We start from the raw sequence: 18512 nt of genomic DNA on the forward strand, positions 1-18512 counted from the left end.
CGCGCCGCGCCCCGTCGCCTATCAAGGCGCAAAGGGGAATTTATGCGCATTCTGATCACCAACGACGACGGTATTCACGCTCCGGGTCTGAAGACCCTGCAGGGCATTGCCACCGACCTGGCCGGACCCGATGGCGAGGTCTGGACCGTGGCCCCCGCCTATGAGCAATCCGGCGTCGGGCATTGCATCAGCTACACCAAGCCGATGATGGTCGAAAAGGTCAGCGACCGGCGCTTTTCGGTCGAGGGCAGCCCGGCCGATTGTGTGATGGCGGCACTGCATGACTGTATGCTGGATGCCCGCCCTGATCTGGTGCTGTCGGGTGTGAACCGCGGCAACAACGCGGCTGAAAACACGCTCTATTCCGGCACGATCGGTGGCGCGATGGAGGCGGCGCTGCAAGGCATCCCCGCCGTGGCGCTGTCGCAATATTACGGCCCTGCCAACCGCGATCTGGATGACCCGTTCGAGGCCGCCGCCGGCCACGGGGCCGATGTGATCCGCCGTATTCTGGATGCGACACCGGCGCATGGGGATGGCTACCGTCTGTTCTATAACGTGAATTTTCCGCCCGTCGCAGCGGCAGAGGTTCAGGGCATCCGTTTGGCCCCCCAGGGGATGCGCCGCGATACCAGCTTTTCCACGATCCCGCAGTTGTCGCCGTCAGGGCGGCGGTTCTTGTGGATCAAGGGCGCGGACCAGCAGATCCCGACGGACAACGGCACCGACGCCGCGCTGAACCTTGACGGCTATATCTCGGTCACGCCCATGCGCGCCGACCTCACCGCTCATGATACATTTGACGCGCTAAAAGCCATCAATACATGAACGACGAAGAAGACATCACAGACGCGACACGCAAGATGCAATTTCTTTACGCACTCCGCTCCAAGGGCGTCACCGATGCCCGTGTCCTGAACGCGATGGAGCAGATCGACCGTGGTCCCTTCATCCGCGGCCTTTTCGCGTCCCGCGCCTACGAGGACATGCCCCTGCCGATCGCCTGCGGTCAGACCATCAGCCAGCCTTCGGTTGTGGCGCTGATGACGCAGGCGCTGGATGTGTCGTCGCGTGACAAAGTGCTCGAGGTGGGGACCGGATCAGGCTATCAGGCCGCGATCCTCAGCAAACTGGCGCGGCGCGTCTATACCATCGACCGCCACCGCAGGCTGGTGGTAGAGGCCCGCCAGATCTTCGAGGATCTGGCCCTGTCCAACATCACCGCGATCATAGGCGACGGCAGCTTTGGCCTGCCCGAACAGGCCCCCTTTGACCGGATCATCGTGACCGCCGCCGCCGAAGACCCCCCCGGCCCGCTTCTGGCTCAGCTCAAGGTGGGCGGCATCATGGTCGTGCCCGTGGGCCAGTCGGACACGGTTCAACACCTCATACGTGTACGCAAAACCGAGACCGGGCTGGAATATGACGAGCTGCGCAAGGTCCGCTTTGTTCCCTTGCTTGAAGGGCTGGGAAAAGACGGCTAAATGCAGTATAGCAAGGGGAACTCCGCCCGAACGGGGACCCCAAGGCGCTGACGGCACCGAAGACGAGGACGAGCAGATGATCCAACCAAACGTGACCCGTACCCTCAGGCTGACGGTACTGGCGGGCAGCTCTGCGCTTTTGCTCGCCGCTTGTGAACAGCCCCTTGATATGGATTTGCGCGGCGGCTTTGGCGACGGTTTCACCACCGCCCACGCAGCCACCGGCCCGCTGGATGAACGCCCCGCACCGGACAACCGCGGTGTGATTTCCTACCCCAACTATCAGGTCGCTGTGGCGCGGCGTGGCGATACGCTGTCTGACGTGGCCACCCGCGTGGGTGCCGATGTGGGCAGCCTGTCGCGCTACAACGGCATCGACCCCACTGTTCCCCTCCGCAAGGGAGAGATCATCGCCCTACCGACCCGCGTGGCCGAACCCTCGCCCGCGACTGGCGCGTCGGGCACCGGTCCGATCACCACCGCAGCGGTCGATATCCAGACCATCGCAGGCGGCGCGATCAACCGGGCACCCGCCACCCCCGGCGTGCAGACCACCACCCTGCCCTCGGCGCAGACCACCACCCGCGAGAACCCCGCGAAACAGACCGGGATCGAGCCTGTACGCCACAAGGTGGAACGTGGGGAAACCGCCTATACCATCGCGCGTCTCTATGCCGTGCCGGTTGAAACGCTGGCCGAATGGAACGGGCTTGGCGCTGATTTCTCTGTCCGCGAAGGGCAGTTCCTGCTGATCCCCGTGGCGCAGCAGGCCGCCCCGAAACGCAGCGCTGCGGTGCCAGCCGCCGCGACGGCCACTGCACCGACAACGACCAGCTTGCCCGGCACCGGATCGCCAACGCCGACCCCGCCGAGCGCCGCGAAGCCGCTACCGCCCGTGGACGAAAAGCCCGCCGCGCCAAAGCCCGAACCCGCCGCAGCCAAGCCTGTCGCCGATGTGGGCAAGACGACGCAACCCGCCTCTTCCGGCCGCATGTCGCCCCCCGTACAGGGCAGCATCATCCGCGCCTATTCCAAGGGCAAGAACGAGGGCATCAACATCAAGGGCACACCGGGCGCTGCGGTCAAAGCCGCCGATAGCGGCACCGTCGCCGCGATCACCAAAAGCGCCGAGGGCGTGCCTATTGTCGTGATCCGCCACCCTGACAACCTGCTGACCGTCTATGCCAACGTCGCCAATGTGTCGGTCGCCAAAGGGGATAGCGTGTCCAAAGGCGAAAGCATCGCCAAGCTGCGCCCGGGCGATGATTCATTCGTACATTTCGAGGTGCGCAAAGGCTTTGATAGCGTCGATCCGACGCCCTACCTGAACTAGGCCAACTGCAAAACGGAACAGCTTCAACACGCGGCCCCTTTTCGGGGCCGCTTGCTTTTGTGCAGGCCGCTTATCGCTTACAGCGCGACGCCGCGACGCCCTGCCAGATCAACGAAATACTGCCACGCCACACGACCCGACCGCGCCCCGCGGGTCGCTTGCCATTCGATCGCCTCGGCGTGCAGCGTCTTGGCGTCAATCTCGACCCCGTAAGCCTCGCAATAGCCGCGGATCATATCCAGATACTGTTTCTGGTCGCAGGGATGGAAGCCCAGCCACAGCCCGAACCGATCCGACAGCGATACTTTCTCTTCGACCGCCTCGGCAGGGTTGATGGCAGAGCCACGTTCGTTCTCGATCATGTCACGGGGCATCAGATGCCGCCGGTTCGACGTAGCATAAAGCACGACATTCTCTGGCCGCCCCTCGATCCCGCCATCCAGCACCGCCTTCAGCGATTTGTAATGCGCGTCGTCATGACCAAAGCTCAGATCATCGCAATACAGGATAAACCGTTGCCGCGCACCGCGCAGCAGGCTCAGCAGACGGCCAACCGATGGCAAGTCCTCGCGTTGCAGTTCCACGATGCGCAGACGGTCGTGCGTCTCGCGGACATGGGCGTGCACGGCTTTCACAAGGCTCGACTTGCCCATCCCGCGCGCGCCCCACAGCAGGGCGTTGTTGGCGGGCAGACCGGCGGCGAATTGCATCGTGTTGGCCAGCAATGTGTCGCGCGCACGATCCACCCCGACCAGCAGCGACAGATCAACCTTGCTGACCGTTTCGACCGGTGCCAGATGGTCCGGCCCTGTCTGCCAGACAAAGGCCCCCGCTACATCAAAATCCGGGGTTTTCAGCGGCGGAGGAGACATCCTCTCCAACGCCGCTGCAATACGGTCCATCGGGTCACGGTTCACTTCAGGTCGTCCTCATCCTCTTCGAACTCTGCGAGGATCGGGTCATCATACTCGTCGTCATAATACCCGTCTGCGCGCAGCTGCTCTTCTCGTTTGCGTTCAACCCGCCCTACAAGAAAGATAGAGATTTCGTAAAGCCCATAGACCACAACAAACAGGATCCCTTGGGTGATCACATCCGGCGGCGTGACAAGTGCGGCCAGCACCAGAATACCAACCACCGCATATTTGCGCACGTTGCCAAGCCCTTCGGCGCTGACCAGTCCGGCCTTACCCATCAGGGTCAGCAATACGGGCAGCTGAAAGCACAGGCCAAAGGCCACGATGAACTTGATCGTCAGGCTCAGATATTCTTGAGCCGACCCCTGGAACGCGATGGCCGCGATCCCGCCTGCGTTATCCGTCCCCTCGCCGACAAGCGTACCCGCCTGCTGGAACCCAAGGAAGAAATCGAAAGCCAGCGGTGTCACGACATAAAAGGCAAAGGACGCGCCCAAAAAGAACATCAGCGGGCTCGAGATCAAGAAGGGCAGAAACGCGCCCTTCTCGTTCTTGTAAAGCCCCGGTGCCACGAAGCGCCACAGCTGGTAGCTGATATAGGGGAAGCCCAAAACCAGCCCGCCCAGCAAAGAGATAGAGATGGCGACGAAAAAGCCCTCTTGCAGCTTGATCAGGATCAACCCGCAGTCTTCCTGCCCGCGCTCGGCCATAGCCGAACACAAAGGGTTCGTCAGGAAGTTAAAGATAGGATTCCAAACGGTAAAACAGATCACCATGCCGATGATAAAGGCGATCACCGAATGGATCAGCCGCGTGCGCAGCTCGGCCAGATGCTCGATCAGCGGGGCGGCGCTGTCGTCAATATCGTCTGATGCACTCATGTGTCACTCTTTTTGGCCGCTGGCGCTTTGGGCGCGGCTTTCTTGGCTGCAGGTTTCGCTGCAGCAGGTTTCTTGGCGGCAGGCTTCTTCGCAGGTGTGGCTTTGGCTGGCGCTTTGGCGGCAGCTGCCTTCTTGGCTGGCGCTTTCTTGGCTGGCGCTTTCACCGCCGGCTTCTCGATCTGCGGCGCGGCGGCGGGTGTCGCCAGTTTGGCCTCTGCGGCATCGGCCTGTGCCAGCGCTTCGGCAGCTTCACGCTGTTTGCGCTCGGCACCGGCACGGGCGGTGGCGGCCTGGATCTTCTTGACATCCTCGGCCCGCTGCGAGGCCAGTTTGCCCGTCTCGCTTTCGGGGTCGAATTTGGACAGGGATTTGGTCGCTGATTTGACTTCGTCCATCGCCGATCCCAGCGGGTTCGTCGCGGTTTTCAACGTCTTGTTCAAACTGGACGACATCTCGCGCATGCCCGTGTCATCGGCGGCATCATTCATCGCATTGCTGAACTCGCGCGCCATCCCCTTGGCCTTGCCCACAAACTGGCCGACCTTGCGAAACAGCACGGGCAGGTCCTTGGGACCCACCACAATCAGCGCGACAACGCCAACGACCAACAGCTCTGACCACCCCATATCAAACATGAGAGCTTACACCCGGTCCTTGTCGGTCTTCGTGTCGGTGACAACAACGGTGTCATCGCTCAGCTCGGCGGTGTCCTTGTCGCCGTTTTTCACGTCATCTTCGCCTTCGCTGATGCCTTTCTTAAAGCTGGTGATGCCCTTGCCGACTTCGCCCATCAGGCTGGAAATCTTGCCGCGCCCGAACAGGACCAGCACCACAACGGCAATCAGCAAAAGACCCGGAAGGCCGATATTGTTCAACATAGTCTCAACTCCATAATCCGAATATGTGGCAGGGGGACTGCCCCCGCCGGTAAACTCTGTCTCTTTTTAGGCCCCTGCTCTGGCAGCTTGAAGGGCCAAAGCGTTTCCCCCCCCGCGCGGCCCCGCAAAATTTACGCCCTCCGACGACCACCCCAACACTCCTGACAGTTTTTTGGCAGTTGCCTTGCGCCCTGCCCGCCTGCGTGGCACAGATAGACCATGCGCCGCAGCGACCGATTGTTTTCCCTGCTCTCCCTCTTGGGCGACCACCAGCTCCACCGGGCCGAGGATATGGCGCAGGCGGCGGGCGTGTCCTTGCGCACGCTCTACCGCGACATCGCGCGTCTGCAGGCGTCGGGCGTTGCGATCACCGGCACCCGTGGCGCAGGCTACCGGCTGACACCGGCGACGGTGCTGCCGCCGCTATCCCTCTCCCCCGATGAGATAGAGGCGTTGCAACTCGCCCTCGCCGTTGTGCTTGAAACAACTGACCCCGACCTACAGGCCGCCGCGACCTCTCTGGCGCAAAAGATCGACGCGGCCTTGCCCGAAACCGCACAGCCCGCAACGCAGGACTGGCAGCGCATCGAACACCCTTTCGCCAATGCCGCGCGGGGGATGGGGCATCTGCCCGTGCTGCGCGCCGCAATCCGCGCGCGCCAGAAACTCAGGATCGTCTATAACGCCGACGATGGCTCGCTCGATACGCTAGTGCTCCACCCCCACGCGCTCAACCATGCCGCGCGCAGTTGGACCCTGTCGGGTTGGGATGAAACCAAAGGGCAAAACACGACCCTGCGGCTTGACCTGATCGAGGCGACACACCCGCTGCCCGAGCTATTCACCGCGCCGCCCGCCTTCCAAATGGATTAAATCCTCGCCGAAGGCATCCCGCGGTGCCACAGGGGCAGCCGCCAGCGGTCTACCCTGCCGCATGCACCGGAAAAACAAAACAACGATCGCGGCGCACGGTCAGCCACATGACGGCCCCGGGCTGCGGCAAGAAGACATTGGGCACGGTGGCGCGCAGGGTGCTGCCGTCATGGTCCATCACAAATTCCACGAGACTCTCATTCCCCATGAAACGCGCACGCGCAACAACGGCGCGGGCTGCGGTGCCATCGGTCGAGGTTGGCAACGGCCCCTTGCCCGCACGGTCAAAGTCGATGCGCAAATGCTGGGGGCGGAACACGATATCCACCTGCGTCCCGTCCGGCACGCCGGGGGCCAGAAACCGGCCAAAGACAGTATGCGCAAGCGCCCCAGACACCTCGGCCCGCAGCACATTCGCGTCCGAGAAAAACGCCACCGACGCGCGGTCGACGGGACGCGTATACACGTTATAGGGGGCCCCCTGCTGCACGATCTTGCCGTCGCGCATCAAGGCGATCTCGTCGGCCATACGCATGGCTTCCTCGGGCTCGTGGGTGACCAGCAAGACGGCGGTACCTTCCTCTTTCAGGATGCCCAAAGTCTCGTCCCGGATGTCATCGCGCAGCCGGTTATCAAGACCCGAGAAGGGCTCGTCCATCAGCATGATCTTGGGCCGTGGGGCCAAGGCACGCGCCAGCGCCACGCGCTGTTGTTCGCCCCCTGACAGTTGATGGGGATAACCGTCGATAAATCGCAGCAGGTCCACACGTTCAAGCAGTTCCTCGATACGGGCGCGGCGTTCGGCCTTGGTGCCGGTTTTCAGACCAAAGCCCACGTTGTCGGCCACGCTAAGATGCGGAAACAGCGCGAAATCCTGAAACATCAACCCGATTTCGCGCCGTTCGGGGGGCACACGGAAAACCGTGTCACAGATCAGCTTGCCATCGACGTGGATCGTACCGCTGTCCTGCATCTCGACGCCGGCGATCATCCGCAGGGTGGTCGACTTGCCACAGCCCGATGGCCCCAGAAGGCAGGTCACCTGCCCCGGCATGATCTTCAGGCTGACATCATCCACGACGGCCCGCCCGCCATAGGCGCGCTGCAGGTTCTTGATTTCCAGTCTCGGGTGCACGTCAGTCATTTCAGTCATGGGCGCGGTCTAATCCGATCAATTCGCTCGGGATCGACCGCTATCAGCCCCGCCGCGCGCCCGCAAGCACCGCCGCGAAGCCTGCGACCAGAACGACCACACAAATCACCAAAAGCTGTTCGTATTTATGCCCATCTGGCAGCACCGCGGCAAAGGCTGGCCACGCACGGGCAAAATAGGCAAAGGCCCCAACCATCGCCGCCCCGAAGGCCGCCAGATAGGCCCATAGGGCGATCTGCCGCTGCATTACCAGCCCGACCACCAGCACCGGCGTCAGGAACATCGACGCAGTACCCGACACGGCCACCGCATCGAACAGCGTCGCATTGCCCCAGAGCGTCAGCACCGTGCCCGCGGCCATAAAGCCCAGCATCACGATCCGCCCGCCGTTCAGGCTACGCGGTGCGAGCTTCAGCTCTTCAACCACCAGACGCGCGGCAGAAGAGAGCGCGGAATCCAGCGTGCTCAGCGCCGAGACCAGCAGCGAAATCATCAGCGCGACAAACACCCACGCAGGAAACATCGTGGCCCAGGTGCCGATCAGCTCCCCCTCGTAGGCCGCACCGACAAGGCTCGCCTGAATGCCGAAGAACCCGAAGCCGATGATACACAGGGTCGAGATCCAGAAGGCATGCAGAAAGGACCGACGCGTCACCTCCGGGTCGGCGATAAACCCGCGGTCCATCATCACCGGATCATGCGCGGGGTAGGAAAACACCTGCAACAGCGCCACGGCCAGCAAGACCCAGCCGTTATAGGCCCCTGCTGTCCCCGGTGCTGTGACAACCGCACCCAGATCAAAGCCGGGCGACACGACCAACGCCACAAAGGCAACGCCGAAAACCACAAGGAACACGACCATCTGCACCACATCAGTGCGCAGCGCAGCGCTCAGCCCGCCCCAAGCGGAATAGCCCAGCCCCACGAGCGCCACGATCAGGATCGCAGGCGTGCCGCTGCCCGCCAGCACGGCGTTAAAGATCAGCCCCACCACCAGCAGATTGGCAAACACCTCGGACAAGAGCCGCAGCGCGATGACCAGATTATAGCAGGCGTTGCCCGCCCCGCCAAAGCGCGCGCCCAGCCAATCCTGCACCGACAGGGCGCCGTTCTGGCGCAGACGCCCGACGATAAAGCCCCCGGTCAGGAAAGACCCGTAGTAGGCCGCATAGGCCAGCGTGCCCGCGATGCCGTAGTAATATCCCAGGATCGCCGCGTTCATCAGGCTGCGCGCGAAAATCCATGTGGTGACCTGGCTGAGCACCAGCGTCCAAAGCCCCGGCGCACCGCCTTGGGCCGTCATCCCGCCAAAGAACCCCTCGACCGAGGCGCGGCGCGGTGCGGCCAGCAGACTTGCGGCGATGATGGCACCGAAGAGGACAAACAGAACAATGGGGGACATCCGGGAATACCTTTGAAAGGGACAGCAACGTCCATGGGTAGCCTAGCAAAAACCGCCGCGCTATCTGTTGCGCGGCGGTCTGTCGTAAACGTGATGAAATATGTCAGACGGGCGCGCGCTCCGCGCGGACATCGCAGCGCCCGGCCCTCGCCCTTACATCGTGATATTGGTCGCCCCGCCGTCCAGCAGCAAGTTCTGCCCGACGATAAATCCCGCGTGTTGCGAGCACAGGAAAGCACAGGCCGCGCCGAATTCATGCCGCGTGCCATAGCGCCCTGCGGGAATCGTCGATGCGCGCTCGGTGCGGGCCTCTTCCAGCGTGATGCCCTTTTGTTTGACGACGCCGCCATCCAGTGCATCAGCGCGGTCGGTGGCGTGGATGCCGGGCAGCAGGTTGTTGATCGTGACACCCTTGCCCGCGACCTGACGCGAGGTGCCCGCGACATAGCCGGTCAGACCGGTACGGGCCGAGTTGCTGAGCCCCAGAACGCCGATTGGCGCGCGCACGGATTGCGAGGTGATGTTGACGACGCGGCCCCAGCCACGGTCCATCATCGCGGGCACCAGCGCCTTGATCATCGCGATGGGGGCCAGCATGTTCGCATCGAGCGCCTTGATGAAATCCTCGCGGTCCCAATCGCTCCACATGCCGGGGGGTGGGCCGCCTGCGTTATTGACCAGAATGTCGATTTGGCCCGCGGCCTCCAGCAACAACTTCTGGCCTTCATCCGTGGCGATATCGGCGGCGATGGTGGTGACCTCGACGCCATAGTCCTGACGGATGCGTTCGGCGGCTGTTTCCAGATCAGCGGCACCGCGTGCGTTCATCACCAGATCCACACCCGCTTCGGCCAGCGCCTCTGCGCAGCCCAGGCCGAGGCCCTTTGACGATGCGCAAACCAATGCGCGTTTTCCCTTGATTCCCAGATCCATAGCGATCTCTCCCGGTTAGTGTTCGCGCAAGTCGTAGCACTGTCTTCGCGGACAATGCCAGCAAAAGGCCAAAGGCTTGACCCGAATGGGACACAATCCTATGGCAAGGACACAAGAACCACCGGCAGTTGTGTGACTGCCGACCCCGATATCAGTCCCCTTTCGCGCGCAAAGGCCCGCCCCATGACCTCGCCCCGCCCTTCCCCTCCGCAAAGTGTCCCTGTCTACCGTGCGACGCAATTCACGGCGACGGATGGTGCGAATATGGGCGACACGCTGTCTTTTGCCTCGGAGCTGCTGCTGGATGATGTGTACGAGCTGTCCTACGGGGCGGAACCAGTGCGGCTTTCGATCCAGACGGCACCGGATGGCAGCCTGTCGATCGCGCCCGATACGCAAACCGGCACCAGCGGGGCCGCCCTGCATCTGGATTGCGCCCTGACCTTCATGTCGCCTGACGGGCAGATCAACGATGCGATCCTGCTGGTCGAAGTGGCCGATGACGACCATGCCGAAGCGATCTATCTCATCCCGCTCAGCGCGCTGTCGTCGAAAGTGGAATACCGGCTGGTTGGCATCGACACCGAGACGATGCGCCAGAAGTTCGCGCAAGTGGCCTGTGTGTCCTTCACCCGCGGCACGCATATCACCATGGCCACCGGTGAACAGCGCCCGATCGAAGAACTCTGCGTCGGGGACAAGGTCCTGACCCGCGATGACGGCGTGCAGGCGATCCGCTGGATCGGACAAAGCACCGTGCGCGCGGTCGGCGAATTCGCCCCGATCTGCATCGACGCGGGCACGTTGAACAACGACAATGACCTGATCGTCAGCCCCGATCACCGCCTGTTCATCTACCAGCGCGAAGATCGTCTGGGCGCCGGCCGGTCAGAGCTGCTGGTCAAGGTCCGCCATCTGGTCAACGGCGATACGGTACGGGTGCAGGACGGCGGCTTTGTCGACTATTTCCAACTGCTGTTTGACGGGCACCAGATCATCTATGCCGAAGGCATCGCGGCGGAATCCATGCTGATCGACAGCCGTACCAAAGGCGTGCTGCCGCAAGAGCTGTCGGACGCCATGGGCGATGTCATCCCCGGCCATTCCGACCTGCCCCATGCGGGGCTGGATGTGTCGGAACCCCTGCTGGACCGCCCCGACGCGGCAGAACTGCTGCGCCGCGCCAGCATGCGCTGATCAGCCAAAGAATTCCTCGCGCACGATCTTGCCATTGGCCACGTGGTAGATGGCGACCTCTTTCATCTCCATCTCGGTGCCGCTTTCCTTTTCGCGCGCCGCAACATCAAAGATGACGGCAAAACGGTCATCGCCGTGGAGCATCGGGTCGCTGACATTCTGACGCGTCACCTCCATCGCGCTGTCCCACCACGCATGCTTGCCCTTGATGCCCTCAAGGCCCTGCGTCTCGCGCCCGTTTCCGTGGTCCATCCCTTCAACCGACACGGCGTCCTGCGCATAAAGCCGATCAAGGTTCGCCACCTCGTGGCCCTCGCGGCAGCCTTTTACCAACGCATCTGCGATCTCTTTCAATTCCATTGTCACACCCCCTCTTGTTTCATCTGCCCCCATGATACCGCAGTTTCGCGCCTACCCCCAAGGAAATGCCAGCACGCGCCTGATCCAAGCAGACTTGCGCGTGTGTTCGGGCGTGGATATATGCCAATCCATGTTGGATACCCCCTCAAACCGCCCCGCTTTGCCTGCCGAAATCGCTCGGCGTCGCACCTTTGCGATCATTTCCCACCCCGATGCGGGGAAAACCACGCTGACAGAGAAATTTTTGCTGTTCGGCGGGGCGATCCAGATGGCCGGTCAGGTCCGCGCCAAGGGCGAGGCGCGGCGCACCCGCTCTGACTTTATGGCGATGGAAAAGGATCGCGGCATCTCTGTCTCGGCTTCGGCCATGTCATTCGATTTCATGAACAAGGGCACGAATTTCCGCTTTAACCTCGTGGATACGCCCGGCCACTCTGACTTTTCCGAAGATACCTACCGCACGCTGACCGCCGTTGACGCGGCCGTGATGGTGATTGACGGTGCCAAAGGCGTGGAAAGCCAGACACAAAAGCTGTTCGAGGTCTGCCGCATGCGCGACCTGCCGATCCTGACCTTTTGTAACAAGATGGACCGCGAAAGCCGCGATGTCTTCGAGATCATCGACGAGATTCAGGAAAACCTTGCCATTGATGTGACCCCTGCAAGCTGGCCCATCGGCGTGGGCCGCGACTTTATCGGCTGCTACGATATCCTGCGCGACCGGCTTGAACTGATGGACCGTGCCGACCGGAACAAGGTTTCTGAAAGCATTGCGATCGAAGGGTTGGATGACCCCAAGCTGGCCGAACACGTGCCCGCCGCCCTGCTAGAGAAGCTGCGCGAAGACCTTGAAATGGTACGCGAGCTGATGCCGCCGCTGGATGCGGCGCTGATGGCCGAAGGGTCGCTGACACCGATCTGGTTCGGATCTGCGATCAACAGCTTTGGCGTCAAGGAACTGATGGACGGCATCGCCACCTACGGCCCCGAACCGCAGATTCAATCGGCAGAGCCAAGACAGATTTTACCTGAAGAACCAAAGGTTTCCGGCTTTGTCTTCAAGGTTCAGGCGAACATGGACCCCAAGCACCGCGACCGCGTGGCCTTTGTCCGTCTGGCGTCGGGCCATTTTACCCGTGGCATGAAGCTGACCCATGTGCGGTCCAAGAAAACCATGTCTGTTACCAACCCCGTGATGTTCCTTGCCGCCGACCGCGAGCTGGCCGAGGAAGCATGGGCCGGTGACATCATCGGCATTCCCAACCACGGGCAACTGCGCATCGGTGACACCCTGACCGAGGGCGAGGCGATCCGCGTCAGTGGCATCCCGTCCTTCGCGCCAGAGCTTTTGCAAGGCGTGCGCGCGGGCGATCCGATGAAATCGAAACACCTTGAAAAAGCGCTGATGCAATTCGCCGAAGAAGGTGCGGCGAAGGTCTTTAAACCCGCCATCGGCTCGGGCTTTGTTGTGGGCGTCGTCGGGCAGCTACAGTTCGAAGTGCTCGCCAGCCGGATCGAACTGGAATACGGGCTGCCGGTGCGGTTCGAACAATCGCAGTTCACCTCGGCTCGATGGGTGAACGGTGACCGACAAGCCGTTGATAAGTTTACAGAAGCCAATAAACAGCATATCGCCCATGACCACGATGGCGACATCGTTTACCTGACGCGGCTGCAATGGGATATCGACCGTGTAGACCGCGATTACCCCGATGTGCGCCTGACCGCGACCAAGGAAATGATGGTCTGACTTGGGCTTGCCAGCCCGACCGACGCACCGCAAACTGGCCCCATGACTGATGTGACATGGGGCATCGCCTCTACCATTCTGGCACCGACGCGCGACATATTGCAGTTCGCCGCCTATCATCTGGCGGCGGGCGCGCAGCGTCTTTACATCTATCTGGATGCGCCCAATGACGAGGCCTTTGCCCATCTGGACGCCCATCCGAAAATCCGTGTCATCACCTGCGACGCGCGCTATTGGAAGCAGCGCAAACGTGACCGGCCAGACGCCCACCAGCAACGCCAGACGGCAAATGCGACCCATGCCTACAACCGCCGCCGCGAGGTGGACTGGCTGATCCATATGGATGCGGACGAGTATCTGGTCGCAGGCCGCCCGATCGCTGACATTCTGGCCGATATCCCGCAAGCTGCGCCCGCCACCCGCATCCGCCCGATGGAGCAGCTTTCAGGCGATCCGACGGCGTTCAAGGGGTTCATCCCCGCCGGCCCCGACCGCGCGCGCATTGTGGCAGAGCTTTATCCGACCTATGGCGCTTATTTGAAGGGCGGGTTTCTCAGCCATCTTGCGGGCAAGGTATTTGTCCGCACGGGGCTGCCGCATATGCATCTGCGCATCCACAACGTCTTTCAAAAGGGCGAGATGCTGGACTGTCACGACGCCCCGCCCGACATCACGCTGGCCCATGCCCATGCGAAAACATGGGACGACTGGATCGCCGCCTACCGCTACCGCGTGACCAAAGGCAGCTACCGCCCCGAACTGCGCCCCAACCGCCCCTATGATCAGGGCGGCCTATCGCTCAATGACCTTTTCTCGATGATAGAGAGTGAAAGCGGCGAGAACGGGTTGCGCGCGTTTTTCAACGAAGTCTGCGCCGATACGCCGGAATTGCGCAGCCGTCTGCGCGGTCACGGGCTCCTGCGCGAGGTTGATCTGGCGCTGCCCAACCATCTGGCAACACATTTCCCCCGTTTCACAGGGCTTTAGCGCATCCATTTGACGCGACGGGGAGTCTTTGTTAATGGGTGCAGAACATGTCGCGGAGAGCCTCCGCCCCTTGGGCCATGCGGGCCGACATGAATGCTGCCGCGGGCCAAGTGTATGTCCGCTATCATCGGACACACATGACAAAATTTTCTGATCTAAACCTTAATCCTAAAGTCCTGAAAGCCATCAATGAGGCCGGGTATGAAACCCCCACGCCCATTCAGGCCGGCGCGATCCCCCCTGCCCTTGAAGGCAAGGACGTTTTGGGAATCGCCCAAACAGGCACCGGCAAAACTGCCAGCTTTACCCTGCCCATGATCACCCTGCTTGCCCGTGGCCGCGCCCGCGCCCGGATGCCGCGCAGTCTGGTGCTGTGCCCCACGCGGGAACTGGCGGCACAGGTGGCCGAAAACTTCGACACCTATACCAAGCACCTGAAACTGACCAAAGCGTTGCTGATCGGCGGCGTGTCGTTCGGAGAGCAGGACAAGCTGATCGACAAGGGCGTTGACGTTTTGATCGCCACGCCCGGCCGTCTGATCGACCACTTTGAGCGCGGCAAGCTGATCTTGTCCGACGTGAAGATCATGGTCGTGGACGAGGCCGACCGGATGCTGGATATGGGGTTCATCCCCGATATCGAACGCATCTTCCAGATGACGCCCTTTACCCGTCAGACGCTGTTCTTCTCGGCCACGATGGCCCCCGAGATCGAGCGGATTACGAACACCTTCCTCTCTGCGCCCGAGCGTATCGAAGTGGCCCGTCAGGCCACCACGAGCGAGAATATCGAGCAAGGCGTGCTGATGTTCAAAGCCTCACGCAAGGACCGCGAAGCGACGGAAAAACGCAAAGTGCTGCGCGCGTTGATCGACGCCGAAGGCGACAAATGCACAAACGCGATCATCTTCTGCAACCGCAAGATGGATGTGGATACGGTCGCTAAGTCGTTGAAAAAATACGGCTATGACGCGGCTCCGATCCACGGGGATCTTGATCAAAGCCAGCGGACCAAAACACTGGAAGGGTTCCGCAACGGCGATCTGCGCTTCCTTGTTGCCTCTGACGTGGCGGCGCGCGGTCTTGATGTGCCGTCGGTCAGCCACGTGTATAACTACGACGTGCCTTCCCATGCCGAGGATTACGTGCACCGGATCGGCCGCACGGGTCGCGCGGGACGTGATGGCAAGGCGATCATGATCTGCGTCCCGCGGGACGAAAAGAACCTCGAAGACGTTGAACGTCTGGTACAGCGCGAGATCCCGCGCCTCGACAACCCCTTGGGCGGTTCGGAGGCAAAAGCTGCCCCCGCAGCAGAGGCCAAGACAGCCGATGCCCCCGCTGCGAAATCCGATGAGGCGGCCAAATCTGAGAAGCCCAAACGCACCCGCACGCGCAGCCGTAAAAAGCCTGATGCGGCCAAGGCGGATGCCGACCAGACAGAGACGGCGCAGGCGGACAGCCCTAAGGCTGACAAACCCGATGCCAAAGCGGACGCCAAATCTGACGCAAAGCCGCAAGACAAAAAGTCGGACAAACCAGCCAAGGAGTCCGCAGACAAGGCCCCTGCCCAAAAGGCAGAAGCCGCTCAGGACGACAAACCCAACAACCGTCGCGGTGGCCGTGGCGGGCGCGGTGATAACAACCGTCAGCAGAACAACCGCAACGACAACCGCGTCGTCGGTCTGGGCGATCACACGCCCGAGTTCATCGGCCTGAGCTTTGCCGAGCGTCGCGAATAACCCCACGCACCACTGACAGAAACGATTAAAGGCGCAGAGCATCCTCTGCGCCTTTTTCTTTGTGGTTACCGCTTTGCCTTCCAGCAGTTCCGACGCGCCACACCCTGCCCCCACAAACGCAAAACGCCGCGCAGAGGGCTGCGCGGCGTTTCGATGAGCATGAGAGCGTTTTAGCTCAGGCGGCTGACCACGATGGTAACCTCGGGCTTTTTGCCGATCTCATCGTTGGCGGACTGACGCACGGTGCGCTTCAACCCATCGTGCAGCTTGTCGTCGTCGCGCAGGGTCTTGGCATTAGCACGGCCAAGGAACTGGGCCAGATCGGCTTCCAGCACATCAACCAGCGACGTCTTGGACCGACCTTGCTCTGGCAGACCCATGGCATCGACCCAAGGATCGCCCAAAGCTTCGTCATTCTCGTCCAGGATGACGGTCACGGTGACGTGGCCGTTCAACGCCATGCGGATACGGTCGCGCACAACGCCGTCCATCGCGCCGATTTGCGTCGATCCGTCCAGATAGGTCCGCCCGCTGTCGACATATTCCACGACCTTGGGCTCGTTGCCCGACAGGTCGATCATCATGCCGTTGACGGCCAGAACACCCTTCATCCCCTTGGCGTTGGCGATTTTGGTGTGCTCGCGCAGGTGGCGGTGCTCACCATGCATCGGGATCAGAATCTGCGGCTTGACCACGTCATGCAGCGTTTCCAGATCGGGACGGTTGGCGTGGCCCGATACGTGATACAGACCCGAGCTGTCGTCGACGATATCAACGCCCATCTCGGAGAATGCGTTGATCACCTTGATCACGCCACGCTCGTTGCCCGGAATGGTTTTGGAGGAGAACAGGAACATGTCCCCTTCCTTCATTTCCAGCCCCATGTATTTACCGCGCGCCAGCTGTGCCGACGCCGCACGGCGCTCCCCCTGCGAGCCTGTCACCAGCAGCATCAGGTTCTCGCGCGGGATACCGCGGGCTTCTTCCGGGCTGACGACCGGGGGGAAGTCCTTCATCACGCCGGTTTCAAGCGAGGCTTCGACCATGCGTTTCATCGCGCGTCCCAGCAGCACAACCGACCGCCCTGCCCGTTCGCCCGCATCCGCCAGCGTCTTCACACGCGCGACGTTAGAGGCGAAGGTCGTCGCGACGACCATACCCTGCGCCGTGCCAAGCAGTTTTTCAATCTCTGGCCCGACGGTCGCTTCGGACCGGCCTGCATGCTGCGAGAAGACGTTGGTACTGTCACAGATCAGCGCCTTAACGCCGTCTTTGGACACGTCGGCCCAAAGTTCGGGGTCGTAGGGTTCACCAACACCGGGTGTCATGTCGATCTTGAAGTCACCCGAGTGGATCAGCCGATCGCCGGCCACGTCGATCACCAGCGACGACGATTCAGGGATAGAGTGGGACATGGGCAGGAAGCCCACTTTGAACGGCCCTACGGTGGTTTGCTGCGGCCAAGGGGCCACGGTGGTCACCGCATCGTCGGGGTGGCCGTATTCGTCCATCTTGCGCTTGGCGATATTGGCGGTGAATTTCCGCGTGTAGATCGGCGCGCGCAGACGGTCATAGGTATGGGCCACGGCACCGATATGGTCTTCGTGGGCGTGGGTGATGAAAATCGCCTCGATCTGGTCGCGGCGTTCTTCAAGCCAGGCGATATCGGGGATGATCAGATCCACGCCGGGGCTTGTGTCCATGTCGGGGAAGGCCACGCCAAGGTCGACAACAATCAGCCGCTCCTTACCGGGTTTCCCGTATCCATAAACATAGGCATTCATGCCAATTTCACCTGCCCCACCGAGGGGCAGATAGATCAATCTTTCGCTGCTCATATGACTAAGCGGTATCCTTGTTATAGTTATAAATCACGGTCAGGCCGTGCATCGTCAAATCATCTTGGTATGCATCAAACAGATCTACTGTCTGTTGAAAGAGCGGGGCCAGCCCGCCTGTGGCAATCACGCGCATTTCGCGGCCGCGCTCAGCCTTTATTCGGGCACATATCTCACGGACGAGGCCAACATAACCCCAAAAAATGCCCGATTGTATGCAAGAGACGGTATTTGTACCAATCACCGCCTGTGGTTTCGAGATGTCTACATGAGGTAAGGCCGCTGCGGCGTTATGCAATGCCTCAAGGCTCAGGTTTACACCGGGGGCAATCACCCCGCCGATATAGGCCCCGTCCGTATCGACCACATCAAAGGTCGTCGCCGTGCCGAAATCGACAATGATCAGATCACCGCCATAAAGATCATGTCCCGCCACCGTGTTGACCAGTCGGTCAGGCCCCACGGCGGTGCCTTCGTCAACGCGGACATCCACCGGCAGCAGGCAATCGGGTTTGCCCACCACAATGGGCCGCGTGTCAAAATAGCGGTCCGCCAGAACGCGCAGGTTGAACACCACCCGCGGCACGGTCGAGCTGATGATGACATCGGTGATATCTGCCTCGACGCCCTGAAACTTCATCAAGGTGCTGAGCCAGACGTAATATTGGTCAGAGGTACGCTGCCATTCGGTAGAGGTCCGCCACGTCCCGAGGAACCGCGCCCCGTCCCAGATCGAAAAGACTGTATTGGTGTTTCCGCAGTCAATCGCCAACAGCATGGCACA

General features: G+C 61.5%; 18 protein-coding genes. 8 read left to right on the forward strand and 10 right to left on the reverse strand.

Annotated elements, in window-relative coordinates; translation table 11 throughout:
• The first annotated feature begins 42 nt into the window (after positions 1-42).
• The 3 genes from surE to C1J04_RS11175 all read left to right on the forward strand — a co-directional run bounded on the left by surE (position 43) and on the right by C1J04_RS11175 (position 2817).
• Positions 43-828: a 5'/3'-nucleotidase SurE gene (gene surE, locus C1J04_RS11165; RefSeq protein ID WP_009824838.1), complete on the forward strand. Its 786-nt coding sequence runs from the start codon at positions 43-45 to the stop codon at positions 826-828.
• Positions 825-1484 (forward strand): protein-L-isoaspartate(D-aspartate) O-methyltransferase, encoded by a 660-nt coding sequence (locus tag C1J04_RS11170; protein ID WP_005853921.1) that lies wholly within the window; start codon positions 825-827, stop codon positions 1482-1484. Before surE ends, C1J04_RS11170 begins: the two co-directional genes overlap by 4 nt.
• Before the next feature lie 76 nt (positions 1485-1560).
• Positions 1561-2817, forward strand: a complete 1257-nt coding sequence (locus C1J04_RS11175) for a peptidoglycan DD-metalloendopeptidase family protein (protein WP_037953745.1) — start codon at positions 1561-1563, stop codon at positions 2815-2817.
• A gap of 77 nt (positions 2818-2894) precedes the next feature.
• Here the strand turns inward: C1J04_RS11175 and C1J04_RS11180 are convergent, their stop codons facing one another.
• The 4 genes from C1J04_RS11180 to C1J04_RS11195 are packed head-to-tail and all read right to left on the reverse strand — an operon-like array spanning position 2895 to position 5493.
• Positions 2895-3734: an ATP-binding protein gene (locus C1J04_RS11180; RefSeq protein ID WP_005853925.1), complete on the reverse strand. Its 840-nt coding sequence runs from the start codon at positions 3732-3734 to the stop codon at positions 2895-2897.
• Positions 3731-4615, reverse strand: coding sequence for a twin-arginine translocase subunit TatC (tatC, locus tag C1J04_RS11185; protein WP_005853927.1), 885 nt, complete (start codon positions 4613-4615; stop codon positions 3731-3733). The genes C1J04_RS11180 and tatC overlap by 4 nt, the downstream gene beginning before the upstream one ends.
• Positions 4612-5250 (reverse strand): Sec-independent protein translocase protein TatB, encoded by a 639-nt coding sequence (gene tatB, locus C1J04_RS11190; protein ID WP_009824841.1) that lies wholly within the window; start codon positions 5248-5250, stop codon positions 4612-4614. Before tatB ends, tatC begins: the two co-directional genes overlap by 4 nt.
• A gap of 6 nt (positions 5251-5256) precedes the next feature.
• Positions 5257-5493, reverse strand: coding sequence for a twin-arginine translocase TatA/TatE family subunit (locus C1J04_RS11195; RefSeq protein WP_005853930.1), 237 nt, complete (start codon positions 5491-5493; stop codon positions 5257-5259).
• A gap of 219 nt (positions 5494-5712) precedes the next feature.
• Here C1J04_RS11195 and C1J04_RS11200 point away from each other — a divergent pair, with 219 nt between their 5' ends.
• Complete coding sequence (locus C1J04_RS11200; RefSeq protein ID WP_009824842.1) at positions 5713-6366, forward strand: helix-turn-helix transcriptional regulator; 654 nt, start codon at positions 5713-5715, stop codon at positions 6364-6366.
• A 49-nt stretch (positions 6367-6415) separates the two neighbouring features.
• On the opposite strand, the gene C1J04_RS11205 is transcribed toward C1J04_RS11200, so the two are convergent.
• The 3 genes from C1J04_RS11205 to C1J04_RS11215 all read right to left on the reverse strand — a co-directional run bounded on the left by C1J04_RS11205 (position 6416) and on the right by C1J04_RS11215 (position 9854).
• Positions 6416-7519 (reverse strand): ABC transporter ATP-binding protein, encoded by a 1104-nt coding sequence (locus C1J04_RS11205; RefSeq protein WP_009824843.1) that lies wholly within the window; start codon positions 7517-7519, stop codon positions 6416-6418.
• A 43-nt stretch (positions 7520-7562) separates the two neighbouring features.
• Positions 7563-8921, reverse strand: coding sequence for a sodium:proline symporter (locus tag C1J04_RS11210; protein ID WP_114865363.1), 1359 nt, complete (start codon positions 8919-8921; stop codon positions 7563-7565).
• A 153-nt stretch (positions 8922-9074) separates the two neighbouring features.
• Positions 9075-9854, reverse strand: a complete 780-nt coding sequence (locus C1J04_RS11215) for an SDR family oxidoreductase (RefSeq protein WP_009824845.1) — start codon at positions 9852-9854, stop codon at positions 9075-9077.
• A gap of 183 nt (positions 9855-10037) precedes the next feature.
• On the opposite strand from C1J04_RS11215, the gene C1J04_RS11220 reads away from it, so the two are divergent.
• Positions 10038-11051: a Hint domain-containing protein gene (locus C1J04_RS11220; protein WP_009824846.1), complete on the forward strand. Its 1014-nt coding sequence runs from the start codon at positions 10038-10040 to the stop codon at positions 11049-11051.
• Here C1J04_RS11220 and C1J04_RS11225 read toward each other — a convergent pair whose 3' ends face one another.
• Positions 11052-11411 (reverse strand): nuclear transport factor 2 family protein, encoded by a 360-nt coding sequence (locus tag C1J04_RS11225; RefSeq protein ID WP_037953749.1) that lies wholly within the window; start codon positions 11409-11411, stop codon positions 11052-11054.
• Positions 11412-11541: 130 nt separating this feature from the next.
• On the opposite strand from C1J04_RS11225, the gene C1J04_RS11230 reads away from it, so the two are divergent.
• The 3 genes from C1J04_RS11230 (at position 11542) to C1J04_RS11240 (ending at position 15890) form a co-directional block, all read left to right on the forward strand.
• On the forward strand, positions 11542-13161 hold the full coding sequence (locus C1J04_RS11230) for a peptide chain release factor 3 (RefSeq protein WP_037953751.1): 1620 nt from the start codon (positions 11542-11544) through the stop codon (positions 13159-13161).
• A gap of 42 nt (positions 13162-13203) precedes the next feature.
• The gene (locus C1J04_RS11235) at positions 13204-14148 is read left to right on the forward strand and encodes a glycosyltransferase family 2 protein (protein ID WP_009824849.1); all 945 of its coding nucleotides are present in this window, start codon (positions 13204-13206) and stop codon (positions 14146-14148) included.
• Between the two features lie 137 nt (positions 14149-14285).
• Positions 14286-15890 carry a DEAD/DEAH box helicase gene (locus tag C1J04_RS11240; protein ID WP_037954451.1) on the forward strand — a complete coding sequence of 535 codons (1605 nt, stop codon included), beginning with the start codon at positions 14286-14288 and terminating at the stop codon, positions 15888-15890.
• A 170-nt stretch (positions 15891-16060) separates the two neighbouring features.
• Here C1J04_RS11240 and C1J04_RS11245 read toward each other — a convergent pair whose 3' ends face one another.
• Together C1J04_RS11245 and C1J04_RS11250 are read right to left on the reverse strand one after the other, a co-directional pair.
• Entirely contained in the window at positions 16061-17728 is a 1668-nt protein-coding gene (locus tag C1J04_RS11245) for a ribonuclease J (RefSeq protein WP_005853949.1), read from the reverse strand.
• A gap of 4 nt (positions 17729-17732) precedes the next feature.
• Positions 17733-18506 carry a type III pantothenate kinase gene (locus C1J04_RS11250; RefSeq protein ID WP_009824851.1) on the reverse strand — a complete coding sequence of 258 codons (774 nt, stop codon included), beginning with the start codon at positions 18504-18506 and terminating at the stop codon, positions 17733-17735.
• Positions 18507-18512 lie beyond the last annotated feature (6 nt).

The sequence above is a fragment of the Sulfitobacter sp. SK025 genome (assembly GCF_003352105.1).
GTDB classification, from domain to species: domain Bacteria; phylum Pseudomonadota; class Alphaproteobacteria; order Rhodobacterales; family Rhodobacteraceae; genus Sulfitobacter; species Sulfitobacter pontiacus.

Bases quoted from the DNA above. Each gene is read 5' to 3' on its own strand.
- surE (WP_009824838.1), top strand. From the start codon at position 43: ATGCGCATTCTGATCACCAACGACGACGGTATTCACGCTCCGGGTCTG.
- C1J04_RS11170 (WP_005853921.1), top strand. From the start codon at position 825: ATGAACGACGAAGAAGACATCACAGACGCGACACGCAAGATGCAATTT.
- C1J04_RS11175 (WP_037953745.1), top strand. From the start codon at position 1,561: ATGATCCAACCAAACGTGACCCGTACCCTCAGGCTGACGGTACTGGCG.
- tatC (WP_005853927.1), bottom strand. From the start codon at position 4,615: ATGAGTGCATCAGACGATATTGACGACAGCGCCGCCCCGCTGATCGAG.
- tatB (WP_009824841.1), bottom strand. From the start codon at position 5,250: ATGTTTGATATGGGGTGGTCAGAGCTGTTGGTCGTTGGCGTTGTCGCG.
- C1J04_RS11195 (WP_005853930.1), bottom strand. From the start codon at position 5,493: ATGTTGAACAATATCGGCCTTCCGGGTCTTTTGCTGATTGCCGTTGTG.
- C1J04_RS11200 (WP_009824842.1), top strand. From the start codon at position 5,713: ATGCGCCGCAGCGACCGATTGTTTTCCCTGCTCTCCCTCTTGGGCGAC.
- C1J04_RS11205 (WP_009824843.1), bottom strand. From the start codon at position 7,519: ATGACTGAAATGACTGACGTGCACCCGAGACTGGAAATCAAGAACCTG.
- C1J04_RS11210 (WP_114865363.1), bottom strand. From the start codon at position 8,921: ATGTCCCCCATTGTTCTGTTTGTCCTCTTCGGTGCCATCATCGCCGCA.
- C1J04_RS11215 (WP_009824845.1), bottom strand. From the start codon at position 9,854: ATGGATCTGGGAATCAAGGGAAAACGCGCATTGGTTTGCGCATCGTCA.
- C1J04_RS11220 (WP_009824846.1), top strand. From the start codon at position 10,038: ATGACCTCGCCCCGCCCTTCCCCTCCGCAAAGTGTCCCTGTCTACCGT.
- C1J04_RS11225 (WP_037953749.1), bottom strand. From the start codon at position 11,411: ATGGAATTGAAAGAGATCGCAGATGCGTTGGTAAAAGGCTGCCGCGAG.
- C1J04_RS11230 (WP_037953751.1), top strand. From the start codon at position 11,542: ATGTTGGATACCCCCTCAAACCGCCCCGCTTTGCCTGCCGAAATCGCT.
- C1J04_RS11235 (WP_009824849.1), top strand. From the start codon at position 13,204: ATGACTGATGTGACATGGGGCATCGCCTCTACCATTCTGGCACCGACG.
- C1J04_RS11240 (WP_037954451.1), top strand. From the start codon at position 14,286: ATGACAAAATTTTCTGATCTAAACCTTAATCCTAAAGTCCTGAAAGCC.
- C1J04_RS11245 (WP_005853949.1), bottom strand. From the start codon at position 17,728: ATGAGCAGCGAAAGATTGATCTATCTGCCCCTCGGTGGGGCAGGTGAA.
- C1J04_RS11250 (WP_009824851.1), bottom strand. From the start codon at position 18,506: ATGCTGTTGGCGATTGACTGCGGAAACACCAATACAGTCTTTTCGATC.